The 22,315-nt window shown below is 73.0% G+C and carries 21 protein-coding genes; 11 read left to right on the plus strand and 10 right to left on the minus strand.

Annotated elements, in window-relative coordinates:
* Positions 1–84: 84 nt before the first annotated feature.
* Positions 85–741 (plus strand): YggS family pyridoxal phosphate-dependent enzyme, encoded by a 657-nt coding sequence (locus BLV01_RS10745; RefSeq protein ID WP_254782608.1) that lies wholly within the window; start codon positions 85–87, stop codon positions 739–741.
* Between the two features lie 20 nt (positions 742–761).
* Here the strand turns inward: BLV01_RS10745 and BLV01_RS10750 are convergent, their stop codons facing one another.
* A complete protein-coding gene (locus BLV01_RS10750) occupies positions 762–1,391 on the minus strand; it encodes an HAD family hydrolase (protein WP_091798681.1) in 630 nt (209 codons plus the stop codon).
* 111 nt (positions 1,392–1,502) lie between these two features.
* On the opposite strand from BLV01_RS10750, the gene proC reads away from it, so the two are divergent.
* Together proC and BLV01_RS10760 are read left to right on the plus strand one after the other, a co-directional pair.
* The gene (gene proC / locus BLV01_RS10755; protein ID WP_091798684.1) at positions 1,503–2,339 is read left to right on the plus strand and encodes a pyrroline-5-carboxylate reductase; all 837 of its coding nucleotides are present in this window, start codon (positions 1,503–1,505) and stop codon (positions 2,337–2,339) included.
* The gene (locus BLV01_RS10760) at positions 2,336–2,797 is read left to right on the plus strand and encodes a DUF4426 domain-containing protein (protein WP_139178609.1); all 462 of its coding nucleotides are present in this window, start codon (positions 2,336–2,338) and stop codon (positions 2,795–2,797) included. Before proC ends, BLV01_RS10760 begins: the two co-directional genes overlap by 4 nt.
* Positions 2,798–3,139: 342 nt before the next feature.
* Here BLV01_RS10760 and BLV01_RS10765 read toward each other — a convergent pair whose 3' ends face one another.
* A complete protein-coding gene (locus tag BLV01_RS10765; protein ID WP_175485857.1) occupies positions 3,140–4,162 on the minus strand; it encodes a lipase secretion chaperone in 1,023 nt (340 codons plus the stop codon).
* 2 nt (positions 4,163–4,164) lie between these two features.
* The gene (locus BLV01_RS10770) at positions 4,165–5,109 is read right to left on the minus strand and encodes a lipase family alpha/beta hydrolase (protein WP_091798693.1); all 945 of its coding nucleotides are present in this window, start codon (positions 5,107–5,109) and stop codon (positions 4,165–4,167) included.
* A gap of 293 nt (positions 5,110–5,402) precedes the next feature.
* Between BLV01_RS10770 and BLV01_RS10775 the strand changes: the two genes are divergently transcribed.
* Positions 5,403–6,200, plus strand: a complete 798-nt coding sequence (locus BLV01_RS10775) for an ABC transporter substrate-binding protein (protein ID WP_091798696.1) — start codon at positions 5,403–5,405, stop codon at positions 6,198–6,200.
* Between the two features lie 124 nt (positions 6,201–6,324).
* Here the strand turns inward: BLV01_RS10775 and aac(6') are convergent, their stop codons facing one another.
* On the minus strand, positions 6,325–6,783 hold the full coding sequence (gene aac(6'), locus BLV01_RS10780; RefSeq protein ID WP_091798699.1) for an aminoglycoside 6'-N-acetyltransferase: 459 nt from the start codon (positions 6,781–6,783) through the stop codon (positions 6,325–6,327).
* The gene (pdxH, locus tag BLV01_RS10785) at positions 6,780–7,385 is read right to left on the minus strand and encodes a pyridoxamine 5'-phosphate oxidase (RefSeq protein ID WP_091798701.1); all 606 of its coding nucleotides are present in this window, start codon (positions 7,383–7,385) and stop codon (positions 6,780–6,782) included. The genes aac(6') and pdxH overlap by 4 nt, the downstream gene beginning before the upstream one ends.
* A gap of 17 nt (positions 7,386–7,402) precedes the next feature.
* Here pdxH and BLV01_RS10790 point away from each other — a divergent pair, with 17 nt between their 5' ends.
* Positions 7,403–8,281: a kinase gene (locus tag BLV01_RS10790; RefSeq protein ID WP_139178610.1), complete on the plus strand. Its 879-nt coding sequence runs from the start codon at positions 7,403–7,405 to the stop codon at positions 8,279–8,281.
* Positions 8,282–8,419: 138 nt separating this feature from the next.
* Here BLV01_RS10790 and BLV01_RS10795 read toward each other — a convergent pair whose 3' ends face one another.
* Positions 8,420–8,623 (minus strand): dodecin family protein, encoded by a 204-nt coding sequence (locus BLV01_RS10795; protein WP_057946557.1) that lies wholly within the window; start codon positions 8,621–8,623, stop codon positions 8,420–8,422.
* A 157-nt stretch (positions 8,624–8,780) separates the two neighbouring features.
* On the opposite strand from BLV01_RS10795, the gene BLV01_RS10800 reads away from it, so the two are divergent.
* Genes BLV01_RS10800 through BLV01_RS10810 form a run of 3 tightly spaced genes read left to right on the plus strand, consistent with a single transcriptional unit; the run spans position 8,781 to position 10,904 of the window.
* Positions 8,781–9,347 carry a shikimate kinase gene (locus BLV01_RS10800; RefSeq protein ID WP_091798704.1) on the plus strand — a complete coding sequence of 189 codons (567 nt, stop codon included), beginning with the start codon at positions 8,781–8,783 and terminating at the stop codon, positions 9,345–9,347.
* Positions 9,344–10,450, plus strand: a complete 1,107-nt coding sequence (aroB, locus tag BLV01_RS10805; RefSeq protein ID WP_091798708.1) for a 3-dehydroquinate synthase — start codon at positions 9,344–9,346, stop codon at positions 10,448–10,450. The genes BLV01_RS10800 and aroB overlap by 4 nt, the downstream gene beginning before the upstream one ends.
* Before the next feature lie 4 nt (positions 10,451–10,454).
* Positions 10,455–10,904, plus strand: coding sequence for a hypothetical protein (locus BLV01_RS10810; RefSeq protein ID WP_139178611.1), 450 nt, complete (start codon positions 10,455–10,457; stop codon positions 10,902–10,904).
* A gap of 169 nt (positions 10,905–11,073) precedes the next feature.
* On the opposite strand, the gene BLV01_RS10815 is transcribed toward BLV01_RS10810, so the two are convergent.
* The gene (locus BLV01_RS10815; RefSeq protein ID WP_139178612.1) at positions 11,074–11,745 is read right to left on the minus strand and encodes a hypothetical protein; all 672 of its coding nucleotides are present in this window, start codon (positions 11,743–11,745) and stop codon (positions 11,074–11,076) included.
* A 206-nt stretch (positions 11,746–11,951) separates the two neighbouring features.
* Between BLV01_RS10815 and BLV01_RS10820 the strand changes: the two genes are divergently transcribed.
* The 3 genes from BLV01_RS10820 to hemE all read left to right on the plus strand — a co-directional run bounded on the left by BLV01_RS10820 (position 11,952) and on the right by hemE (position 14,239).
* A complete protein-coding gene (locus BLV01_RS10820; RefSeq protein WP_217633487.1) occupies positions 11,952–12,521 on the plus strand; it encodes a hypothetical protein in 570 nt (189 codons plus the stop codon).
* Between the two features lie 190 nt (positions 12,522–12,711).
* A complete protein-coding gene (locus BLV01_RS10825) occupies positions 12,712–12,966 on the plus strand; it encodes a WGR domain-containing protein (RefSeq protein ID WP_074864201.1) in 255 nt (84 codons plus the stop codon).
* Between the two features lie 196 nt (positions 12,967–13,162).
* Entirely contained in the window at positions 13,163–14,239 is a 1,077-nt protein-coding gene (gene hemE / locus BLV01_RS10830) for a uroporphyrinogen decarboxylase (protein ID WP_091798717.1), read from the plus strand.
* Between the two features lie 237 nt (positions 14,240–14,476).
* On the opposite strand, the gene BLV01_RS10835 is transcribed toward hemE, so the two are convergent.
* From BLV01_RS10835 to BLV01_RS10845, 3 genes are all read right to left on the minus strand, one after another.
* Positions 14,477–14,782, minus strand: coding sequence for a cupin domain-containing protein (locus BLV01_RS10835; RefSeq protein WP_091798720.1), 306 nt, complete (start codon positions 14,780–14,782; stop codon positions 14,477–14,479).
* Positions 14,783–14,926: 144 nt separating this feature from the next.
* Entirely contained in the window at positions 14,927–18,592 is a 3,666-nt protein-coding gene (locus BLV01_RS10840; protein WP_254782592.1) for a hybrid sensor histidine kinase/response regulator, read from the minus strand.
* On the minus strand, positions 18,589–22,125 hold the full coding sequence (locus tag BLV01_RS10845; protein WP_254782610.1) for a hybrid sensor histidine kinase/response regulator: 3,537 nt from the start codon (positions 22,123–22,125) through the stop codon (positions 18,589–18,591). Before BLV01_RS10845 ends, BLV01_RS10840 begins: the two co-directional genes overlap by 4 nt.
* Between the last annotated feature and the right edge of the window lie 190 nt (positions 22,126–22,315).

A 22,315-nucleotide genomic window follows, 5' to 3' on the forward strand; every position in this document is an offset into this window, starting at 1 on the left:
GCCCCGCAACGGCTACGCCGTTCTACCCTTTCTCACAGGATTTCCCGCGTGCACGAGCACGTTCTGCATCACATCTTGCAACAGTTGCGCGACGCGGCGCACGACGCCGGCCGGCCGGTGCCTGGATTGCTTGCGGTCAGCAAGACCCAGGATGAGACCGCGGTCGCGAATCTGGCGCTGCAGGGCCAGTCGGCCTTCGGCGAGAACTACGTCCAGGAGGCGGCCGGCAAGCGCGCGGCCATGGCCGCCACGGCCGCAGCCGGGCGGGCGCTGGAGTGGCACCTGATCGGCCACCTGCAATCGAACAAGGCCGCCGAGGCGGCGGCGCTGTTCGACTGGGTGCACACCGTGGACCGGGCCAAGCTGGTGGCGGCGCTGGCCCGCCACCGCCGCGCCGACGCGCCGTTGAACGTCTTGCTGCAGGTCAACATCGACGACGAGGCCAGCAAGCACGGCTGCCGTCCCGACGAGGTGCCGGCGCTGGCCGCGGCGGTCGCCGCCGAGCCGGCGCTGCGCCTGCGCGGGCTGATGGTGATCCCGACCCCGCACGCCGAACCGGAACAACGCCGGCCGTCGTTCCGTCGCGCCAAGGCCCTGTTCGACGCCCTCGCCGCCGGCCACGCCGGCGTGGACACCTTGTCGATGGGCATGAGCGACGACTTCGCCATCGCCATCGCCGAGGGCGCGACCCTGGTGCGGATCGGCACCGCCCTGTTCGGCGCGCGCGCGCGGCCGGCATAGGCGGCGAAGGTCGGCGCGGCTCAGCCCGCCAGCCGCTCCACTTCGGCCAGCACCTGGTCCAGCCCGGCGATCGTCCCGTCGCGGGCGTCGTCGGCCTGGCGCCGCAGCCAGCGGCTGTGCATGCCGAACTCGCGCGGCCCCAGCCAGTCGTCGGCGGAGGTGTCGCCGATCATCAGGACCTCGGCCGGCGCGCACCCCAGGCGCTCGCAGACATAGGCGTAGATGGCGGGGTCGGGCTTGATCGCGCCGACCTCGAAGCTCCAGGCGCAGGCGTCGAAGTCCAGCGGCAACAGCGCGCGGACCGGCGCCGCATACGGCGCGGCCAGATTCGAGCACAGGCCCAGCCGCAGGCCGCGCGCCGCCAGCGCCTGCAGGGCCGCGGCCGCATCGTCGAACAGGCGCACGCTCGCCAGCTCGGCCTGCAGGTCGCGTTCCAGCGACGCCAGTTCCTGCGCTTGCAGTCCGGCGCCCAGCAACGCGGCGGCGCCGGCCAGCCCGACGTCGTGGCTCATGATCCGCGCGGCGTCCCCGGCCCGGCTGCGGTAGCCCGTGGCTTCGAGCAGGCGGATCAGGCGGCGGAACGGATGCCGACGTTCCTGCATGTACACCAGCGTGCCGAATACATCGAACACCACGGCCCGTATCGCCATCGTCGGTTCCTGCGCAGCAAAACCGCAGCCTAGCCGATCCGCGCCGGCGCGCCCGGCCGGGCCGGGCCGAATTGCTATCCTGCGCGGGTACTCACTCGTGCCAGACCCGCCATGTCCGAAGCCGCATCCCCTTCCTCCGCGCCGATCGCCTTCGTCGGCGGCGGCAACATGGCCCGCAGCCTGATCGGCGGTCTGATCGCGCGCGGCGCCGATCCCGCCCGCATCCGCGTGGCCGAGCCGGTCGCGGCGTTGCGCGAAGCGCTGGCGCGCGACTTCGGCGTGCCGGTGTTCGAGCGCGGCGAGGACGCGGTCGACGGCGCGCAGCTGTGGCTGCTGGCGGTCAAGCCGCAGGTGATGCGCGAGGTGTGCGCGTCGCTGGCCGCGCTGGCGCGCGCGCAGGCGCCGCTGGCGATCTCCATCGCCGCCGGCATCACCGCCGGCCAGCTCGAACGCTGGCTCGGCGGCGACGCCGCGGTGGTGCGGGCGATGCCGAACACGCCGGCGCTGCTGGGCGCCGGCATCACCGGCCTGTACGCGAACGACGCCGCGCGGCCGCGCTTCGCGCAGGCCGCCGAGCTGCTGTCGGCGGTCGGCCCGACCGTGCGCATCGACGACGAGGCGCAGATGGACGCGGTCACCGCGGTGTCCGGCAGCGGCCCGGCCTACCTGTTCCTGCTGGCCGAGGCGATGCAGCAGGCCGGCCAGGCCCAGGGCCTGAGCAGCGAGGCCGCGCGCGCGCTGGTCACCCAGACCCTGCTCGGCGCGGCCACCATGCTGGGCGCCAGCGAGGAACCGGCGGCGACCCTGCGCGCGCGGGTGACCTCGCCCGGCGGCACCACCCAGGCCGCGGTGGAAACGTTCGAAGCCGGCGGCTTGCGCGAACTGGTCGACCGCGCGATCGCCGCGGCCACCGAGCGCGGCCGGCAACTGTCGGCGGCCAACGAATGAGCCGCCGCGTCATAGCTTTGCTGGCGCTGGCGCTGCTCGCCGGCTGCGGCCGCGACCCGTCGGTGCCGCCGAGCCAGGGCAACGCCGCCGGCAGCGAGACCGTGCGCCAGGGCGATGTGTACCTGCACGTCACCGCGGTGCAGACCGACAAGCTGCCCGAACAAGTGGTGCGCCGCTACGGCGCCCAACGCGACGCGCGCACGGTGCTGGTGGTGATGTCGCTGCGCCTGGGCGACGGCGCCGACGCCAAGGCGCTGACCGCGCAGCGGGTCGCGGCGACCGCGACCGACCTGCTCGGCCGCAAGCAGACCCTGGCGATGCGCGAGTTCCGCGACGGCGAGCTGGTGGACTACGTCGGCACCGCCCAGGTATCGCCGCCGGACACGCTGCGCTTCGACGTGACGATGGACAGCGGGCACGGCATCCATCCGGCCAAGTTCAACCGCGATTTCTTCTGAGCGGTTCGGCGGTGGCAGGGGCTTCGGGGCCGATGCCTTGCTGGTTGATGCGGCGCCGCGACCTGAGCGAACAGCGTCGGGGCTGAAGCCCCTCCCACAAGGGCGGGCCGATGCGCGCCAGGCTGTTGTGGGAGGGCCATCAGGCCCGATGCTTTTCTGTCCGATGCGACGCCGCGACCCGAGCGAACAGCGTCGGGGCTGAAGCCCCTCTCACAAGAGCTGGCCGATGCGCGCCAGGCTGTTGTGGGAGGGCCTTCAGGCCCGACGTCTTTCTGTCCGATGCGAAGCTGCGACCTCAGCGAAAAGTCTCAAGGCTGAAGCCGCTCGCATCGACGATGCATCTCACCGCCCGGGCAAGCCGTCGTTGCGCGTCAGCGCATCCACCCGGCGCCGTTCGTTCGGCGCGAAGTCCGCGAGCAAGGCGTCCAGCCGCTGGCGCCGCTGCGCCTCGCTCAGGCCGCCGTCGGCGAGCACGCGCTGGCGTTGCGCGGCATAGCTGCGCAGGCGCAACTGCCATTGCGCGCGGCGTTGGTCCAGTTCGGCCAGGCGCTGCGCCGCCGCGACGCCGTACTGCGCTTCGCGCTGGGCGTAGCGCGTCGCCGCGTCGGTGCCGTCGTGCTCGAAGCGCTGGTTCTGCGCCAGCGCATCGCGCAACTGCGCGCTTGCCTGCAACGCGGGTTCGGCGGCCGCGGCGCGGTCGAGGTCGGCCAGGGCGTTCACGCGCGTCTTCGCATCCAGCCCCTGCTGCGCCAGCAACTCACCGCGCGCCGCGCCGCGCTGGCGCGCCAGTTCGTAGTCGGCTTCTTCCTGCGCATAGAAAGCCTGCGCGAGTTCCTCGCCCAGGCGCTCGCGGCGCAAGGCGCGCACCTGCGCGAACGCGGCCTCGGCGCCGCCGGCGGCCTGGGCCAGGGCCACCGAATCGCGCTCCAGCGCGACGTAGGCGTCGTACCAGGCCAGCACCGTCGCCAGCGCCGGCGGCGCCAGTCGCGGATGCAGGTGCAGGGCCAGGGCCGAACGGATCGTCTCGGGCGAGCGTTCGCCGCTGCGCGCCAGGAAGTAGTCGAACAGGCGGCGCAGTTCGCGGTCCGCGCGCGGGCGGCCGAGCGCGTCGAGCGTGGCCGCGCCGTCCACGTCGGTATCGCGCAGCGAATCGGCGGCGCGCGCCGGTTCCGCCGCGACCGGGCCCGACCCGCGCGCGTCCGCCGCGCGCGGATCGGGATCGGCGAGCTGGCCGCCGTCGCCGCTGCTGACCACGGTCGCCGACGACAACAGCGGCCGCTCCAGCAATCCGCCGACCGCGAACACCGCGGCGATCGCCAATACCGCGACGATCGCCATGGCGATGACCAGCGCGGTCGCGCGCATGCTTACAGCCCCGCGTTCTTGAGCCGGTTGAGGTGGGCGCGGTAGACGCTGGTCGGATTGGCGCTGAACAGCCCGCGCAGGCCGGCGATCTGGTTGACCTCGTCGAGATGGTTCCATTCGTAGTCGTCGCGGATCACCTGGCCCCAATGGCTGGAGCAGCGCCCGACCAAACCGTCGTTGGCTTCGCCGCCGAACAGCAGGCCGCCTGCGATCATCGCCGGGTCCGAGGCGTCGAACCAGTTGGTCGAGTTGGACGTACCGCCGAACGAGTAATAGCGCACCCCGCCGGCCGCCGCCGCGCCGTTGCCGCAGGCGGTGGTCGGCTTGCCCTGCGGATAGCGCGCGTTGAAGTTCGCCGAGCCGGCGCTGTCGAGCGCCTTGAGCGCGGCCAGCGAATCCTGCGGCGACTGGCCGCCGGACAGCGCGCCGATCAGCGAGGAAAACGCGTTCACGAACGAGGCGATCAACGGCCGCAGCGGCGAGCCGTCGGGCACGGTGGTGCCGATGAAGTCGGCGACCTTGCTGCCGGCGTGCGGCGAGCCGATCGAGGTCATCGACGCGACCAGGTCCGGCCGCACCGCCGCGACGTAGCGCGCGGTCGGCCCGCCCTGGCTGTGGCCGACCAGGTTGAACTTGGTGTAGCCGTGCAAGGCCTGCAGGGTTTCCAGCTGGTCGATCAACTGCTCGCCGCGCACTTCGTTGGCGTTGGCCGCCGAGACCTGGGCCACGTACACCTGCGCGCCGCCGGAACGCAGCGCCTGCGGGATGCCGAACCAGTAGTCGTAGACGCCGCCGATGGCGTCGAAGCCGAACAGGCCGTGCACCAGCACCACCGGGTAGCGGGTCTTGGTGTAGTCGTCGGCGCTGGCCGGGAAGGCCGCGGCGCAGCACAGCAGGGCGAACAGCACGGGCGCGCCGAACAGACGGCGCAGGTTGAGTCGCGACATGGTCCCTCCCAAGGACACGACGGCAGCGCGCCGACGGGTCGACTGTACGAATGGGTATGGCGCGGACACGCCGCGCTGCACCATACCGTGGGGAACTGTGATCCCGGCGGGAGAAACGAGGGTGCGGCGGCGGCCGTCGCGGCGGAAAATGCTGCGTCGCATCGTAGTTTGCGCGGTAACCGTGGTGTTGCGGCTGCGCCAAGGCACCCACCGACCCAGGCCGCCTCCACCCGCAGTCGCCCCACCCGCCCGCATCGCCGACAATGCCCCTCCCGCTGTCGACTCCTGGACCCATGGGCCCGCAACGCATCGTCTGCCTCACCGAGGAACCCACCGAGACCCTGTACCTGCTCGGCGAGCAGGACCGCATCGTCGGCATCAGCGGCTTCACCGTGCGCCCGCCGCAGGCGCGCAAGGAAAAGCCCAAGGTCAGCGCCTTCACCAGCGCCAAGATCGGCGAGATCCTCAAGCTCAAGCCCGATTTCGTGATCGGGTTTTCCGACATCCAGGCCGGGATCGCCGCCGAGCTGATCAAGCACGGCGTCGAGGTGTGGATCAGCAATCACCGCAGCGTCGCCGGCATCGTCGACTACGTGCGCCGGCTCGGCGCGCTGGTCGGCGCGGGCGAGCGCGCGCATGCGCTGGCCGGCGAACTGGAACGCAATCTCGACGCCGCGCGCGAGCGCGCCGCGCGCCTGCCGCGCCGGCCCAAGGTCTATTTCGAGGAATGGGACGACCCGCAGATCACCGGCATCGCCTGGGTGTCCGAGCTGGTCGGCATCGCCGGCGGCGACGACGTGTTCCCCGAACACGCGGCGATGCCGCTGGCGCGCGACCGCATCCTGGCCGACCCGCTCGAAGCCGCGCGACGCGCGCCGGAGCTGATCCTGGGCAGTTGGTGCGGCAAGAAATTCCGTCCCGAGCAGGTGGCCGCGCGCGAAGGCTGGAGCGAGGTGCCGGCGGTGCGCGACGGCGAGCTGCACGAGGTCAAGTCGCCGATCATCCTGCAGCCGGGGCCGGCGGCGCTGACCGCGGGCGTCGACGAGTTGAGCCGGATCATCGAAGGCTGGGCGCGGCGGCGCGCGGGCTGAGTTCGTTCTCGCAAGCGCTGCGCCGCGGCTCTTGTGGGAGGGCCTTCAGGTCCGAGGCTTTGCGCACAGGTCGCCGCGAACTGACACAAAAGCATCGGGCCTGAAGGCCCTCCCACAAGAGCGCTTATTCCGCATCCAGCCCGCGGCGGAAATACACCACGCGTTCGGTCTCTTCGAAGCCGCAAGCGGCATGCGCGCGGTGCGCGTCGGCGTTGTCGAGCAAAGCATCGGAGGCCAATTCGCGGCAGCCGCGTTCGCGGCCCCATGCCGCCACCGCCGCGACCAGCGCGCGCCCGATGCCCAGCCCGCGACGCGACGGCGTCACGTACCAGCCCTCCAAAAACGCCACCGGCGACGACTCGGTGCCGTTGACGTAATCGCGGCGCAGGCTGGCCTCGGCGAACCCGCACAGGCCCTCGCCGTCCTCGGCCACGAACGCGATCCGGCGCGCGTCCTCGAACCAGTCGTCCAGTTCGCCGGCCAGTTCCGCCGGCGACGGCTCCGGCCACAGCTGCGCCCGCAACCGCGCCCAGGCGCCGCGATCGGCCGCAACGGCCGCGCGCACGCGCCAGGGCGGATTCACGGATACAGCATCCGCTTGCTGTAGGCGCCGGCGCGGTCGCTTTCGTACAACCAGCGCTCGTGCAGGCGGAAGTCGGCGCCGTACCAGAACTCGATCTTGTCGGCGCGCACGCGCAGGCCGGTCCAGCGCGACGGGCGCGGCACGTCGCGGCCGTCGAAGGAGCGATCGGCCTCGGCCAGGCGCTGTTCGAAGGCGTCGCGGCCTTCCAGGGTTTCCGACTGCTTCGACGCCCACGCGCCGAGCTGGCTGCCGCGCGGGCGGCTGGCGAAATAAGCGTCGGCTTCGGCGTCGGAGACGATCTCCACCGCGCCTTCGATCCGCACCTGCACGCCGTGGCGCACGCGCGGCCAGTGGAACAGCAGCGCGGCGTGCGGATTGGCCTGCAGCTCGCGGCCCTTGCGGCCGTCGAGGTGGGTGTAGAACACGAAGCCGCGCGCGTCGTGCGCCTTCAACAGCACCGTGCGCACGGACGGGCGGCCGTCGAGCGAGGCGGTGGCGACGCTCATCGCGGTCGGATCGGGCTCGCCGGCCGCGCGCGCTTCGGCGAACAGCGTGTCGAACGTGGCGAGGGCTTCGTTGAGCAAATCGGCGGTCTGGTTCATTGCGCTATTGTGAGCGCATGTCGCCGCGCCCGCACCTGCCCGCCGCCCGCGCGCCCGCCACATCGGGCAAAGCCGCCGCCGCGGGCAGCGACGCCGCGCACGGTTTCCCTGCGGCGTTCGTCGCCGCCGCGCTCGCCGACGCCCTGGCGATCCGCGCGCCGGCCGGCCACGCGCGCGTGTATGCGATCAGCGGCCTGCAAGGCAGCGGCAAATCGACGCTGGCCGCGCAGCTGGCCGCGGCCGCGCAGGCGCGCGGGCTGCGCACGGCGGTGCTGTCGATCGACGATTTCTATCTCGGCCGGCGCGAGCGCCTGCACCTGGGCCGACAGGTGCACCCGTTGCTGGCCACGCGCGGGCCGCCGGGCACCCACGACGCCGCGCTGGCCTGCGCCCTGATCGAGGACCTGCGCCACGGCGCCGCGGTGCGCCTGCCGCGCTTCGACAAGCTCGCCGACACCCGCCTGCCGCCGTCGCGCTGGCCGCGCGCGCACGGGGTCGACCTGGTGGTATTGGAAGGCTGGTTTTTGGGCGCGCCGGCGCAGGACCCGGCGCAACTGGCCGAGCCGGTCAACGCGCTGGAACGCGACGAAGACGCGCACGGCGTCTGGCGCGATTACTGCAATCGCGCCCTGGCCGCGGACTATCCGCCGCTGTGGGCGCGGCTGGACCGTCTGCTGTTCCTGCAGCCGCCGGGGTTCGAGGTGGTGGCGGGCTGGCGCTGGCAACAGGAGCAAGCGCTGCAGGCGCGCCATCCGCGCCGCCAGGGCATGACCCGGACGCAGGTGCAGCGCTTCGTGAGCCTGTTCGAGCGGGTCAGCCGGCAGGCGCTGGCGCGGCTGCCGGGCATCGCCGATCGGACGGTGGTGCTGGATGCGCAGCGCAGGCCGCAAGCTTAGCCCGATCGATCGCCCCGGAGCGGAGAGCGTCGGGCCTGAAGGCCCTCCCACCGAAGCCCATGGCATCGGCGTGTGAGAGGCCTGGCCCTCGTGGGAGGGCCTTCGGGCCGAGGCTGCCCTTTCAGCCGCGACGCCCGCTCACTTCACCACGAAGCTGATTTTCAGGTTCACCCGCCACTCCTGGATGTTGCCGGCCGCATCGGTGGTGACCTTGATCTCGTTGACCCAGGCGCCCTGGATGTCCTTGACCGATTCGGCGCACTTGGCCAAACCGGACTTGACCGCGTCCTCGATGCCGGTGGTGGAGGAAGTGCTGAGTTCGATGACCTTGGCGACCGACATATGCGTCTCTCCTGTGGCGCGCGGCGGGAACGGGGCCGCGCCGCGGCGCGCGCGGGCCGGCGACGGCGGGAACTGCGAGCCTAGGCCGGGGCTCGTTAAGCCGGCGCAAGCGTCGCGGCGGCGCAAGCGCGGGCGCGGCGTGCCCTACAATCGCGGCATGAATCCGGCGAGCAATCTGATCCTGGTCGGGCCGATGGGCTCGGGCAAAACCTGCATCGGCAAGCGCCTGGCCGAGCGCTTCGGCCTGCGCGCGGTCGACGCCGACCGCGAGGTCGAGCTGCGCGCCGGCGCGCGCGTCGCCGAAATCTTCGAACACGAGGGCGAAGCCGGCTTTCGCGCGCGCGAGAGCGCGGTGCTGGCCGAGCTGCTGGCCGGCGACGGCCTGCTGCTGTCCACCGGCGGCGGCGCGGTGCTGGCGGCGGACAACCGTCGGCTGTTGCGCGAACGCGGTTTCGTCGTATACCTGCAGGTCAGCGTCGAGCAGCAGCTCGAGCGGCTGGCCCAGGACCGCAGCCGCCCGCTGCTGGCGCGCGGCGACCGCGAACAGGTGCTGCGCGATCTCGCCCGGGTGCGCGCGCCGCTGTACGCGCAAGCCGCCGACCTGCAATTCGACACCGGCGCCGGCGGCGCCGGCGAGGCCGCGCTGGGCCTGGCGCGGCAGCTCGACGCGCTGTGGCGGCGCCCGCCTTCGTCCACGCCTTCCCCCCTTGGAGCCACCGCATGAGCGCGCCGCGCAAAGTCGAAGTGTCCGGCGACGCCGGCTACAGCATCGAGATCGGTCCCGGCCTGCTCGCCGACGGCGCGCGCCTGGCCAGGCCGCTGCGCGGCCGCCACGCGCTGCTCGTCAGCGACGGCAACGTCGCCCCGCTCTACCTCGACGGCGTGCTGGCCGCGCTGGCGCAGGCCCGGCCCGAGCTCAGCGTCGCCACGTTCGCGATCCCGCCCGGCGAACACGAGAAGACCCTGGAGCGCTTCAGCCAGTGCCTGCACGCGCTGTCCGAGCTCGGCGCGACCCGCGACGCGACGGTGATCGCGCTCGGCGGCGGCGTGGTCGGCGACCTCGCCGGCTTCGCCGCGGCCTGCTGGATGCGCGGCATCGACTGCGTGCAGCTGCCGACCACGCTGCTGGCGATGGTCGATTCCTCGGTCGGCGGCAAGACCGCGGTCGACCTGCCCAGCGGCAAGAACCTGGTCGGCGCGTTCCATCCGCCGCGCGCGGTGATCGCCGACACCGCGGCGCTGCGCACCCTGCCCGACCGCGAGCTGCGCGCAGGCCTGGCCGAGGTGGTGAAGTACGGCGCGATCTTCGACGCCGGCTTCCTGGACTGGCTGGAAAGCCACGCCGAGGCCCTGCTGGCCCGCGACGACGCCGCGCTGGCCGAGGCGATCGCGCGCAGCTGCGCGTTCAAGGCCGACGTGGTCGCGCGCGACCCCTACGAACGCGGCGACCGCGCCATGCTCAACTTCGGCCACACCTTCGGCCACGCCATCGAGACCGAGCAAGGCTACGCCGGCACCAGCGGCGACGGCCTCAACCACGGCGAGGCGGTGGCGGTGGGCATGGTCCTGGCGGCGCGGCTGTCGGCCGCGCTCGGGCGCGCCGGCGCGGCCGACGCCGAACGCCTGCAGCGCCTGCTCGAACGCCTGGGCCTGCCGGTGCGCATCCCCACCGGGCTCGACCCGCAGGCGCTGCTGGCGCGCATGCGCCTGGACAAGAAGGCCGACGCCTCCGGCCTGCGCTTCGTGCTGTGGGATCGCGCCGGCGCGGCGCGGATCGTGTCGGGCGTGGCGGACGAGCAGGTGCTGGCGGTGTTGCGCGCCGGCTGAGCGCGTGCCGCCGCCGTCCGCGCAAACGCGGATGCGCCGGCGGCGGGCATCCACCGATGGATCGGCGCGGAAACCGGAAATGAAGCCTTTCGGCAGATTCGCCTTGCTCGCCCTGTTGCTGCCCGCCGCAGCGCTGGCGGGCGGCTACCTCAACGCATGGGCGGCGCTGGATGCCTGCGCCGACCAGGCCTACCGCGAAGGACGCGAGCGCGAAGGCCACGACATGAAACTGCGGCCGCTGCCGTTGCGCCGCGATCGAGTATCGGCGCGGATCGTCGCGCCGTTCGTGGTCGAGGCCAGCTACCTGCTGCCGCGCGGCCTGCACGGCACCGTCTACTCGCGCACTTACTTCGTCTTCGCCGGCCATCGGCGCGTGCTGGAGGCGCACGTCGTCCGTCTCGTCGACAACGAGCCGCGCCGTCCCCACGCTGTCGGCGCGCTTGCGCGGGGTTGAACGCCTCGCCCCAGGCCCGGACCCGACCCCGCCCGGCAAGACCACGCGCCGATTCGTTCCGGACGGCAGCAGCGGCGCGAGCCGCGATCGCGAAACCACGACTGCATCGAAGGCGGCCGCCGCCGCAAAAATCGGCGGCGGCGTACGCGATGCGGTTCGCTGAGCCAGGTCAGCCCGGCCAGCCCTGGGCGTGCTCCAGGTAGCTCACGTGGCCGTCGAGCAATTCGGTCAGGTAGACCCGGGTCAGGATCGGGTGCGCTCCCCACACCTGGCGTGAGCGGGTCTTGACCGGGTTCCCCCCGGCGTAGCGCTGGCAGTACTGCACCGCGGGGTATTCGGGCTGGCCGACGTTGTTGGCCAGGCCCAGCGCCCAGTGTTCCCAGCTGTACCAATGGTCGCTGGCCATGACCACCGAGTACGAGGTCGGCGCGGTGCCGTTGGCGGCGGACAGGGTCAGTCCGGCGGCGACCGCGCACAACCGCGCGAGCGCGTCGCTGCAGGCTTGCTGCGCGTCGTCGTCGAGGTCGATGAAAGCGGCCTGGAAGTTCGCCGCCAGCGCCTGCGCCTGCGCCGTCGCCGCGGCGCCGCCGATGTCCTGCTGCACCCACTGCACGAAGCCCGGGTTCAGGCCGACGATCAGGCCGGCGGCGTTGAGGACGAAGGCCTGGGTGGAGATCGTCGGCGGGGTGTTGTCGGCGTGCCCGCCCGGGCCGCCGAACAGGGCGAAGCCCCAGCACGGCGCGTCGGGATAGGGATCGTCCCAGTCCGCATCGAGTACGACGCCCGCGTCGAGGTTGCTCGCGGCCAGTCCCTGCAGTTGTGCGTTGCTCAGTTGCGGCATCGTCCGGCTCCGGTCGTGGTCCATCCACGTTGTCCTGTCTGCAACGCCGCCGCGGCGCGGCTGTGAAGCCGCGCGACCGGCGGCGCGCCGGCACAACACGCTCGTCGGGCCGGGCCGGCCGCAGCGCCGCGCGGATCGCCCCCGCCGCGCTTCACAGCGCCGCCCGCGCCGCGTTTCGTCCCGCATCGCCCATCGGATCGCGTCGCATGGCCGCCGTGTCGTTGCTGGAAATGCTGCTGTTGCGCCGCGCCCTCGCCCGTCCCGCACCGGCGCCCGCCGATGCGGACGAACCCGCCCCTCCCACCGACCAGGAGCCCGCCGTGCCCAACGAATTCGAATTCCTCGACAAACACTACGACCCCACCGACCTGCCCGAAGTAGCCGCGCAGACCGCGCTGGAACGTTTCGGCAACTACCCCAACGCGCGCACCAGCACGGTGATCTTCGGCGTGTCCTGGCAGGCGCTGACCGACTCGATCCAGCACGCGGTGCTCAACTACAACAACGGCGGCATCTTCGACACCTCGGTAGCCGCGACCCTGAGCGAGGACACCCGCCAGTGGCAGATCATGCTGACCGGCCTGCGCTACGTGAACGCCACCCGGACCATGGTCGCCGGGCGCCCGCAGTACACGGTCGGCGAGTACTCCAACGGCTCGATCTTCCTCAACGCCGAGGCGCTGGGCGGGCAGTTGCTCGGCGAAGTGGTGCATCTGTCCAACGGCTTCGGCGACTGGGTCCAGAACGTCGAGCTCAAGAACCCGCCCTCGTATTGAGCCCGCGCGGCCGGCGGGCCGGCGGCCGCGCGCCGTCGGCCCGCCCCGCCGCCCGGTCGCGCCCGCGCGCCGGCCGCGCCCGGCGCTGGCCCGCACTCCCGTCGCGAAACCGCGGCGTCCGCCCCGCGACGGCGCCGCCTGCAGGCCCACGCCGGCTGCCGCGGCCAGCGCCTGCGGCTACAATCGGCCAGTGCGCCTCCTCCTCCAACAACGCCCCGACGGCCACGAAGCCCCGCGCTTCGTGCAACTGATGCTGCAGCCCGACCTGCTCGGCGGCTGGACCCTGGTGCGCGAAAGCGGCCAGATCGGCGGCCGCAGCACGGTCCGGCGCGAGCAGTTCCTGGACCGCGACAGCGCGTTCGCCGCGCTGGAGCAGGCGCGCGACCAGCAGCTCAAGCGCGGTTTCCAGCTGATGTTCAGCCAGGGCGCCGAAGCGCCGCGATGACCGCGAGCGCGGCGCCGCCGGCGCGGGTGGGACAAACCGCCACTGCCGCCGTCCCCCGGCGCAGCCCAGACTGCGCGCCAACCGCGTTCGCGCCGCCACGGCCGCGACAGCGCCCGCGCCCGGCCCGCGACGCCCGCCATCGCATCGCGCGCTGATTCCCCGACTTCCCGACGAACCCCACGGCCCACGCCCGACCATGTCCAGCCAGCCCCTCGCCAACGATCGCTTCCTGCGCGCCCTGCGCCGCCAACCCGTCGACCGCACGCCCGTGTGGCTGATGCGCCAGGCCGGCCGCTACCTGCCCGAGTACCGCGCCACCCGCGCCCAGGCCGGCAGCTTCCTGCAACTGGCCAAGAACCCCGAGCTGGCCTGCGAGGTCACCCTGCAGCCGCTGCGCCGGTTCCCGCTGGACGCGGCGATCCTGTTCTCCGACATCCTCACCGTGCCCGACGCGATGGGCCTGGGCCTGTACTTCGCCGAGGGCGAAGGCCCGAAGTTCGAGCGCCCGATCCGCAGCGCCGCCGACATCGACAAGCTCGGCGTGCCCGACATGGAGACCGACCTGCGCTACGTGATGGACGCGGTGCGCACCATCCGCCGCGAATTGAACGGCTCGGTGCCGCTGATCGGTTTCTCCGGCAGCCCGTGGACCATCGCCTGCTACATGGTCGAAGGCGGCGGCAGCGACAACTACGCCCGGGTCAAGTCGCTCGCGCTCAACGAGCCGGCGGCGATGCACAAGCTGCTGGGCGTGGTCACCGACGCGGTGATCGCCTACCTCAAGGCCCAGTACGCGGCCGGCGCGCAGGCCCTGCAGGTGTTCGACACCTGGGGCGGGGTGCTGTCGCCGTCGATGTACCGCGAGTTCTCGCTGCGCTACCTGCAGCGCATCGCCGCCGAACTGCCGCGCGGCGACGGCGAGACGCGCGCGCCGCTGATCCTGTTCGGCAAGGGCAACGATCCCTACCTCGACGAGCTCGCCGCCAGCGGCGCCGAGGCGGTCGGCGTGGACTGGACCATCGGCCTGGGCGACGCGGCGCGACGCATCGCCGGGCGCACCGCGTTGCAGGGCAACCTCGACCCGGTGACGCTGTACGCCTCGCCCGAGGCGATCCGCCGCGAAGTCGGGCGCGCGCTCGACGACTACCGCGACGGCAACGGCGGCTCGCGCGAAGGCCACGTGTTCAACCTCGGCCATGGGCTGTCGCCGGACATGTCGCCGGAGCACGTCGGCGCGCTGGTGGCGGCGGTGCACGAACTCAGCGCGCGCTGACGCGCCGGTTCGCGCGGCGACGAAAAACCGGCGTCCGCGCCGGTTTTTTCGTTGCCGCGCCGGGGGTTGGCGCGGGTTCGTCGCGATGGCCGGGCGGGCACGCTGCGCATGCGCACGATGGGCGCGGCGAACAGGCGGTCGCCGCGAACGATCCGGCACGCGTCGTCTTGCGCCGACACGACCGCCGCGAAACCACCGGCCTTCGCGAGCCGCGAGACGGTTCCCGCGGCCGGCGCCTCAGTGCAGATGCACCGCCAGCCAGACGCTGCCGTCGGCGACCTTGCGCACCGTATGCGGCGTGCCGGCCGGCAGGAACAGATGGTCGCCCGCGCGCAGGGTCACCGTCTCGCCGGCGACGTCGAGTTCGGCTTCGCCGCGCAGCAGCGAGACCCACTCGTCCTGCGGCTGGACGTACGCAGTCGGCTGGATCCGCGCGGAGCTGACGATGCGTTCGACCACCAGGTTCTTGTGCGTGAGCAGCGCCTCGAAGCGCTCGCCTTCGGCCGGCGCGTCGGCGCCGGCGAACAGGTTTCCGATCTGCATGGCGCTGATGGCTCCGGTTAAGGGCGGCGCGGGCCGCGAACGCGTCCATTCGACTACGCCGCGGCCGTGCGCGCGCGGACGCGGGTCAAGCAAACGCGACGCGCGGCAGCGGTTCGGCCTGGTGCGGGCGGCCGCTGCGCGCCGCTACGCTTCGCCGCGGCGCGCGACGATCAGCTCGTCGATCGCGTCGGCCAGCATCGCGCCGGTCACCGGTTTGCGCAGGAAGCGGTCGAAGCCGGCCTGGGCCGCCTGCGGTTCGGCGTCGGCGTCGGCGCGCGCGGTCACCGCCACCAACGGTTGGACGAAACCTTGCGTGCGCAGTTGCCGCGCCAGGTCCAGGCCGTTGATGCCCGGCAGGTCGAGGTCGAGCAAGGCGATGTCGAAGCGCGCGGTCGCCACCTCGGCCAGCGCGGCCAGGCCGTTGCCGACGTGGGTGACGCGGTGGCCGTGGGTGCGCAGCAGGCCGGCGATGACTTCGGCCACGGTGGCGTCGTCCTCGACCAGCAGGATCGCCAGCGGCCCGGCGTGCGGCCGCGCCACCGCGCGCGCGCCGCGCTCGGCGCCCGCGCCGGACGGCGGCTCGGCGTTGGACAGCGGCAGGTCGAACACGAACCGCGCGCCCTGGCCCGGTTCGCTGTACACCGCGATTTCGCCTTCCATCGCCGCCGCCAGTTCCTGGCTGATCGCCAGGCCCAGGCCGCTGCCGCCGTAACGCGCCGCGGTGCGCGCGCCTTCGGCCTGCTCGAAGCGGCGGAACAAACGCTGCTTCTGTTCTTCGTTGAGGCCCGGACCGGTGTCGCTGACCTCGAAACGCACGCCCTGCGGGGTCAGCCGCTCGACCCGCAGGCCGACCGTGCCCGCGTCGGTGAACTTGATCGCGTTGCCGAGCAGGTTCAGCAACACCTGGCAGACCCGGCTGGCGTCGCCGCGCAGGCCGCGCGGCGCGTTCGCGGCCACCTCCACCTCGAAGGTCAGCCCGCGCTGCTGCGCCAACGGCCGCATCAGGTCGGCCGCCTGCGCCACCAGCGCGCGCAGGTCGAAGGGCTCGTGCGCCAGTTCGAGCTTGCCCGATTCGATCCGCGCCAGGTCCAACGCGTCGTTGACCAAGCGCAACAGGTGTTCGCCCGCGCGCCGGATCGATTCGGTGTAGCCGCGCTGCTTCTGGTCCAGCGGCGTATCCAGCAGCAACTCGCTCATGCCCAGCACGCCGGTCATCGGCGTGCGCACTTCGTGCCCCAGCGTCGCCAGGAACCGGGTCTTGGCCAGCGAGGCCTGCTTGGCCACTTCGCGCTCGTGCTCGGCGCGCTGCCAGGCCAGCCGGCGCTGCAGGCGGTTGCGGTGCGCCATCAAGATCCACGCCAGCAGCAGCGCCAACAGCGCCACCGCGGCGACCACCGCCCACCAGCTCCACCACCACGGCGAGTCCACGTGCAACTGGATCGTCAGCGGCGGCGACCACACGTTGTCGGCGGTCTTGGCCATCACCTGCAGGCGGTAATCGCCGGGCGAGAGCTGCGAGAACACGCGCTCGCCGCTGGCGCCGACATCGACCCAGCCCGGGTCGAAGCGGCTCAGGCGGAAGCGGTAGCGGTTGTTCTGCGAATTGTTGAACGACAGCAGCCGGGCGACGATGCGCAGGTCGCGGTCGCCGTCGGCAACGAACACCGCCGGCACCCGCCCGGGCAGCGCCTTGCGCGGGTCGGCGTCTTCGGTCGGGAAGGCGACCTTGCGGCTGCCGCGGCGCACCTCCACGCTTTCCACGATCAACGTCGGCGCGGCGCGGCTGGGCTTGACCATCGCCGGGTCGAACAGCACCAGGCCCTCGGGGCTGCCGATCAGCAGGCGGCCGTCGCCGGGGCGCGCCACCGGCGCGCGCGCGAATTCCTGGCTCGGCAGGCCGTCCTTGACCCCGTACACCCGCGCCGTGCGCGCATACGGATCCACCCGCACCAGGCCGCGCTTGCTGGTCATCCACACCAGGCCGTTGGCGTCCACCGCCAGGCCGCGCACTTCCGTCGCCGGCAGGCCGTCGCGCACGTCCAGGCCGAAGTCGCGGTGCAGGCGCTTGCCGTCCCAGCGGTAGGCGTCGAGGGTGCCGAAGCCGCCCAGCCACATGCGCTGGCCGTCGGCGAACACGAAGCTCTGGATCGCGCTGCCCGGCGCCAGCCCCGGCACCGGCACGAACCGGCGCTCGCCGGCGTCCCAGCGCAGCAGCGCGGAACCCGCGGCCAGCCACAGCGAACCGTCGGGGCCGTGGCCGCCGAACGGGATCACCACGCTGGCCGGCAGGCCGCGCTCGCCGGCGTGCAGGGTCTCGCGCACCCGGCCCTCGCCGTCGCGCGCCTGCACTTCGCCGGCGCTGCCGATCAGCCAGACCAGCTCGCCGCTCTCGACCAGGTCGACCGAGCCGGTGATCGCGCGGTCGTCGCCGCGGTCCATGTGCCAGGTGCGGATCGTGCGGGTCGCCGGGTCGATCCGCGCCAGGCCGCCGTACCAGGTCGCCCAGACCTTGCCGCGGCGGTCGGCGAGCACGTGGTAGAGCACGATGCCGCCGCTGAAGCCCTTGGCCACGTGTTCGATCGCGCCGGTTTCCGGGTCCAGCTTGTCGAGCGCGCCGCCGCTGCCGACCAGCCACATGTCGCCGTCGTCGGCCGGCGCGATGCCGCGCACGTAGCCGTTGGCCATCGAGGCCGGATCGTCGATGCGCCGGATCAGCACCGAGAACTGGCGCCAGTTCGGCGGCAGGTACCACAGGCCGTGGCCGTTGCTGCCGAACCACAGGCCGCCCTCGCGGTCCTCGTAGGCGCCCGACCAGTTCGGCCGCACCAGGCCCTGGCTGGTGGCGCTGAACAAGGGCACCACTTCGACGCCGTCGGCCCCGCCCACGCCCAGGCCCTGCGGCAGGTCGAACCAGTACTGCCCGGCGCGGTCGCGCGCCAGCACGTCCATGACCGCGTACTTCGAGGCGAACGCCGACCACGGATCGGCGCGGTAGCGTCCGTCCGGGGTGCGCAGGCCGACCCCGCCGGTGGTGCCGAACCAGACCGCGCCGTCGCGCTCGAAGCCGATCGAATTGAGGATGTTGGACTTCAGCGCGCCGGCCGGCACGCGTTCGAAATCGCGGCCGGTCCAGCGCGCCGCGCCGTCGCGGGTGCCGACCCACAGCACGCCGTCAGGGGCGACGCTGAGCGCGACCACGCCTTCGCCGGGCAGGCTGCGCGGATCGCCTGCGCGCGGCATGAAGCGGCGGATCTGGCCGTCCTCGCCCATCCGGTACAGGCCGCCGCGCTCGGTGCCGAACCACAGCGCGCCGTCGGCGGTGGAGGCGATCGACCACACGCAGTCGTCGTCGAGGATCGGGGTGTTGCTGCGGTCGAAATAGGTCCAGCGCTTGCGCTGCGCGTCGAGCATGGCCATGCCGCCCTGGGCGGTGCCGACCCAGACCCGGTTGCGCGCGTCCACGTGCACGGTCCACACGAAGTTGTCGCGCAGGCCCTGTTCGCGCTGCCAGATCCGGTAGCCGGTGCCGTCGTAGCGCGCCAGGCCCTCGCTGGTGGCGATCCACAGGTAGCCGTGGCGGTCCTCGGCGATGCGGTTGATGGTGTTCGACGGCAGGCCGTCGGCGACGGTCAGCTGGCGCGGGCGCGGCGTTTCCGGCAGGCCGGCGCTGGCCGGCGCGGCCCACAGCGCGGCCAGCAGCGCGGTCGCGGCGACCGCGGCGCGCAGCCCGGCGGCGGCCGCGCGCAGCCACGTGCGCGCCGACGCGGGCGCGGCGGCGCGGGTGCGGCAGGCGGCGCCGGCGCGGTTCACGACGCGTCCGCCGCGTCGACGACGCGGTCGATGGCTTCGGCCAGCATCGCGCCGGTGACCGGCTTGCGCAGGAACAGGTCGAACCCGGCGCGGCGCGCCTGCGGCTCGGCGTCGGCGTCGGCACGCGCGGTCACCGCCACCAGCGGCCGCGCGAAGCCCTGCACGCGCAGTTGCCGGGCGAGGTCGAGGCCGTTGATGCCGGGCAGGTCGAGGTCGAGCAGGGCCAGGTCGAACCGCGCGGTCGCGGTTTCCGCCAGCGCCGCCAGGCCGTTGGCGACATGGGTGACGCGGTGGCCGTGCGCGCGCAGCAGGCCGGCGATCACCTCGGCCACGGTGGCGTCGTCCTCGACCAACAGGATCGCGCGCGGCACGCTGCGCTCCGGCGCCACCGGCACCCGCGGCGAGTAGCGGTCGCGCGGTTGCGACGGCGCCGGCGGCGCGGCCGCCGGCAGCGGCAGGTCGAGCACGAAGCGCGCGCCCTGCCCGGCCTGGCTGACCACGCTGACCTGCCCGTCCATCGCCGCGGCCAGCTCCTGGCAGATCGCCAGGCCCAGGCCGCTGCCGCCGTAGCGCGCCGCGGTGCGCGCGCCTTCGGCCTGTTCGAAGCGGCGGAACAGCCGCGCCTTCTGTTCGTCGTTGAGGCCCGGCCCGGTGTCGCTGACCTCGAAGCGCACGCCCTGCGGCGACAGCGCCTGCACCCGCAGGCCGACCCGGCCGTGCTCGGTGAACTTGATCGCGTTGCCGAGCAGGTTCATGAGGATCTGGCTGACCCGGTGCGCATCGCCGCGCAGGCCGGCCGGCGCGTCGGCGGCGATCTCGACCTCGAACGCCAGCCCGCGCTGGCGCGCCAGCGGCTGCATCAGCCCGGCCGCTTCCTCGACCAGCGCGTGCAGGTCGAACGGGCGGTCCTGCAGTTCCAGCCGGCCCGACTCGATCCGGGCCAGGTCGAGCGCGTCGTTGACCAACCGCAACAGGTGTTCGCCCGCGCGCTTGATCGACTCGGTATACCCCCGCTGCTTTTGATCCAACGACGTGTCCAGCAGCAACTCGCTCATCCCCAGCACGCCGGTCATCGGCGTGCGCACCTCGTGCCCCAGCGTCGCCAGGAACCGGGTCTTGGCCAGCGAGGCCTGCTCGGCCACCTCGCGCTTGTGCACCGCCAGTTGCCACGCGCTGCGCCGGCCCAGGCGGCGCCGGTAGGCGACCGCAACGATGCCGATCAGGACGATGCCGATCGCGGTGAACACCAGCTGCGCCCAGGTCGAGCGCCACCACGGCGGCTTGACCCGCAACTCGAAGGCGACCGGTTCGGACCAGATGCCGTCGGCGCCGGCCGCCTTGACCAGCAGCCGGTACTCGCCCGGGTCCAGGCGCGAGAACACCCGCTCGCCGTTGGCGCGCTGCTCGATCCAGTCCGGGTCGTAGCCCTCCAGCTTGAAGCGGTAGATGTGCGAGCGCGGGTCCAGGAACGACATCAGCCGCGCGACCACGCGGAAGTCGCGGTCGTCGGATTCCAGTTGCACGCTGCCGCCGGCCGGCGACAGCGCCCAGTCGTCTTCCTCGCGGCGCACGCTGAGGCTTTCCAGCGACAGCCGCGGCGGCCGCGCGTTCGGGAACGGCGTGTCCAGGTCGAACAGGACCAGACCGTCCAGCGACAGCGCCGCGGCGATGCCGTCGGCGTTGCGGTGCGGCGTGGTCCGGGTCAGCTCGACGTTGGGAATGCCGTCGCCCAGGCCGAACAGGCGCAGCCGGCGCGCGTCGGGCGAGACCATCAGCAGGCCGCGCGCGGTGGTCGCCCAGACCGTGCCGTTGCGGCTGGTCAGCAGGCCGGAGACGTTGGTGTCGGGGTAGTCGGCGGTGTTGTCGATGCGCCGTTCCAGGCTGAGCTTGCCGTCCTTCCAGCGATACGCCTCGAGCGCGCCGGTGCGCGCCAGCCACAGCCGCTGCGGGCCGGCGAAGCTCATCGCCTGGATGTCGGCGAACTCGCCGCCCGGCACCGCGACGAAGCCGTCGCCGTCCCAACGGTGCAGGCCGGTGCCGCCGGCGAACCAGGGCTGGCCGTCGGGCCCCGGGCGGAAGGTGCCGGGGCTGGTCAGGAAGCCGGCGGTGGCCAGCGTGCGCTCGATCGGGCCGGGCGCCAGTTCCTCGCCGTCGGCGCTGTAGCGGTGCACGCTGCCGTCGGACAGCCAGATCCACAGCCCGCCGTCGGCCTGTTCGTGCAGGAACCACACCGTGCCCTGCAGGCGCGGGCGCTGCGGGTCCAGCGGCCAGCTGCGGCCCTGGCCGCTGGCCGGGTCGAACAGCACCAGGCCGCCGGAGTGGCCGATCCACAGCCGCCCGTCCGGGCGCGCGTACAGCGTGTGCATCCACTTCAGGCCCAACTCGCGGCTGCCCACCACCGGTTCCAGCGTGCCGCTGCCGGCGCGCAGGCGGTACAAGTCGGTGGCGGTGAGCATCCAGAAGCCGCCGTCGCCGTCGGGGGCGACGTCGCGCGCGTCGAGCCGGTCGATCTGGCGGCCGCCGACCGAGGTCACCGAGGCGAAGCGGTTCCAGTCCGGCGGCAGGTAGACCAGGCCCTGCGAATAGGTGATCAGCCAGATTCCGCCTTCTTCGTCGCGCAGCATCTGCAGCACGCCGCTGCGGTAGTCCCACAGGCCGTCGCCGGCGTCGTCCTGGAGCAGGCGCACGTTGTCGTCGGCGTCGACCCGGTACAGGCCGGCGGTGGTGCCGATCCAGCGGCCGCCGGACAGGTCGCTGATGACGATGGCGTTGCTGGCGTCCTCGCCGAGCTTCCACGGCGGCCGGGTCATGCGGTCGTCGGCGCCGAGCCGGAACAGCCCGCCGCTGGTGCCGACCCAGATCGAACCGTCGGCGTCCTGCGACAGTTCGCCCACGCCCAGGCCGGCGGTCTCGTCGCGGCCGATGCGTGCGAAGCGGCACTGGTCGTAGCGCGCCAGGCCGTTGGCGGTGCCGACCAGCAGGCGCCCGCGCGGATCGGCCATCAGCGCGGTGACCGGCCCGCGCGGCAGCCGCGCGGCGGCGCCGGCGCCGGGCACGAAGCGCTCCACGCTGCGGCCGTCGGGCGCGATGCGGCACAGCAGGCCGTCGGAGGTCGCGGTCCAGATGGTCCCGTCCGGGGTGCCGGTGAGGAAGGTGACGTTGTCGCTGCAGCTGGCGTTGGCGCCGTCGAAGGAGATGCGCTCGAATTCCTTGCGGTCGGCGCCGAGCCAGCTCAGGCCGTCGCGGCTGGCGACCCAGACGCGGTCGCCCGAATCGATGTAGAGGTCTTCGAGCATGTTGTCCGGCAGCGAGCCGGACAGGCCGATGATGTGGCGCCACAGGGTGAACTCGACGCCGTCGTAGCGCGCCAGCCCGTCCTCGGTGGCCATCCACAGGTAGCCCTGGTGGTCGAGCTCGGCGGCGACCACCGACTTGGGCAGGCCCTGTTCCTGGCCGAAGCGGCGGAAGCGCGGGGTTTCCGGCAGGCGCGCCTGGGCCTGCTCGACGCATTGCACCGCGCACAGCGCCAGCATCAGGAGCAAGCCACAACAACGTCCCAGCACGGGGCTCCTCCTGGAACGCGAGCGATTGAGTCCCGGAAAGGCCGGTGCGCGTATCGTCGCAACGGGGGGAAGCGGGCGCAAGCGCGCGGCCTCGGCGCCGAATGCGCTGGCGGTCACAACCGCGCGGCGGGCTGAGCGCAAAGCGTCGGGCCTGAAGGCC

It is taken from the genome of Lysobacter sp. yr284, assembly GCF_900107375.1.
Taxonomy (GTDB): domain Bacteria; phylum Pseudomonadota; class Gammaproteobacteria; order Xanthomonadales; family Xanthomonadaceae; genus Lysobacter.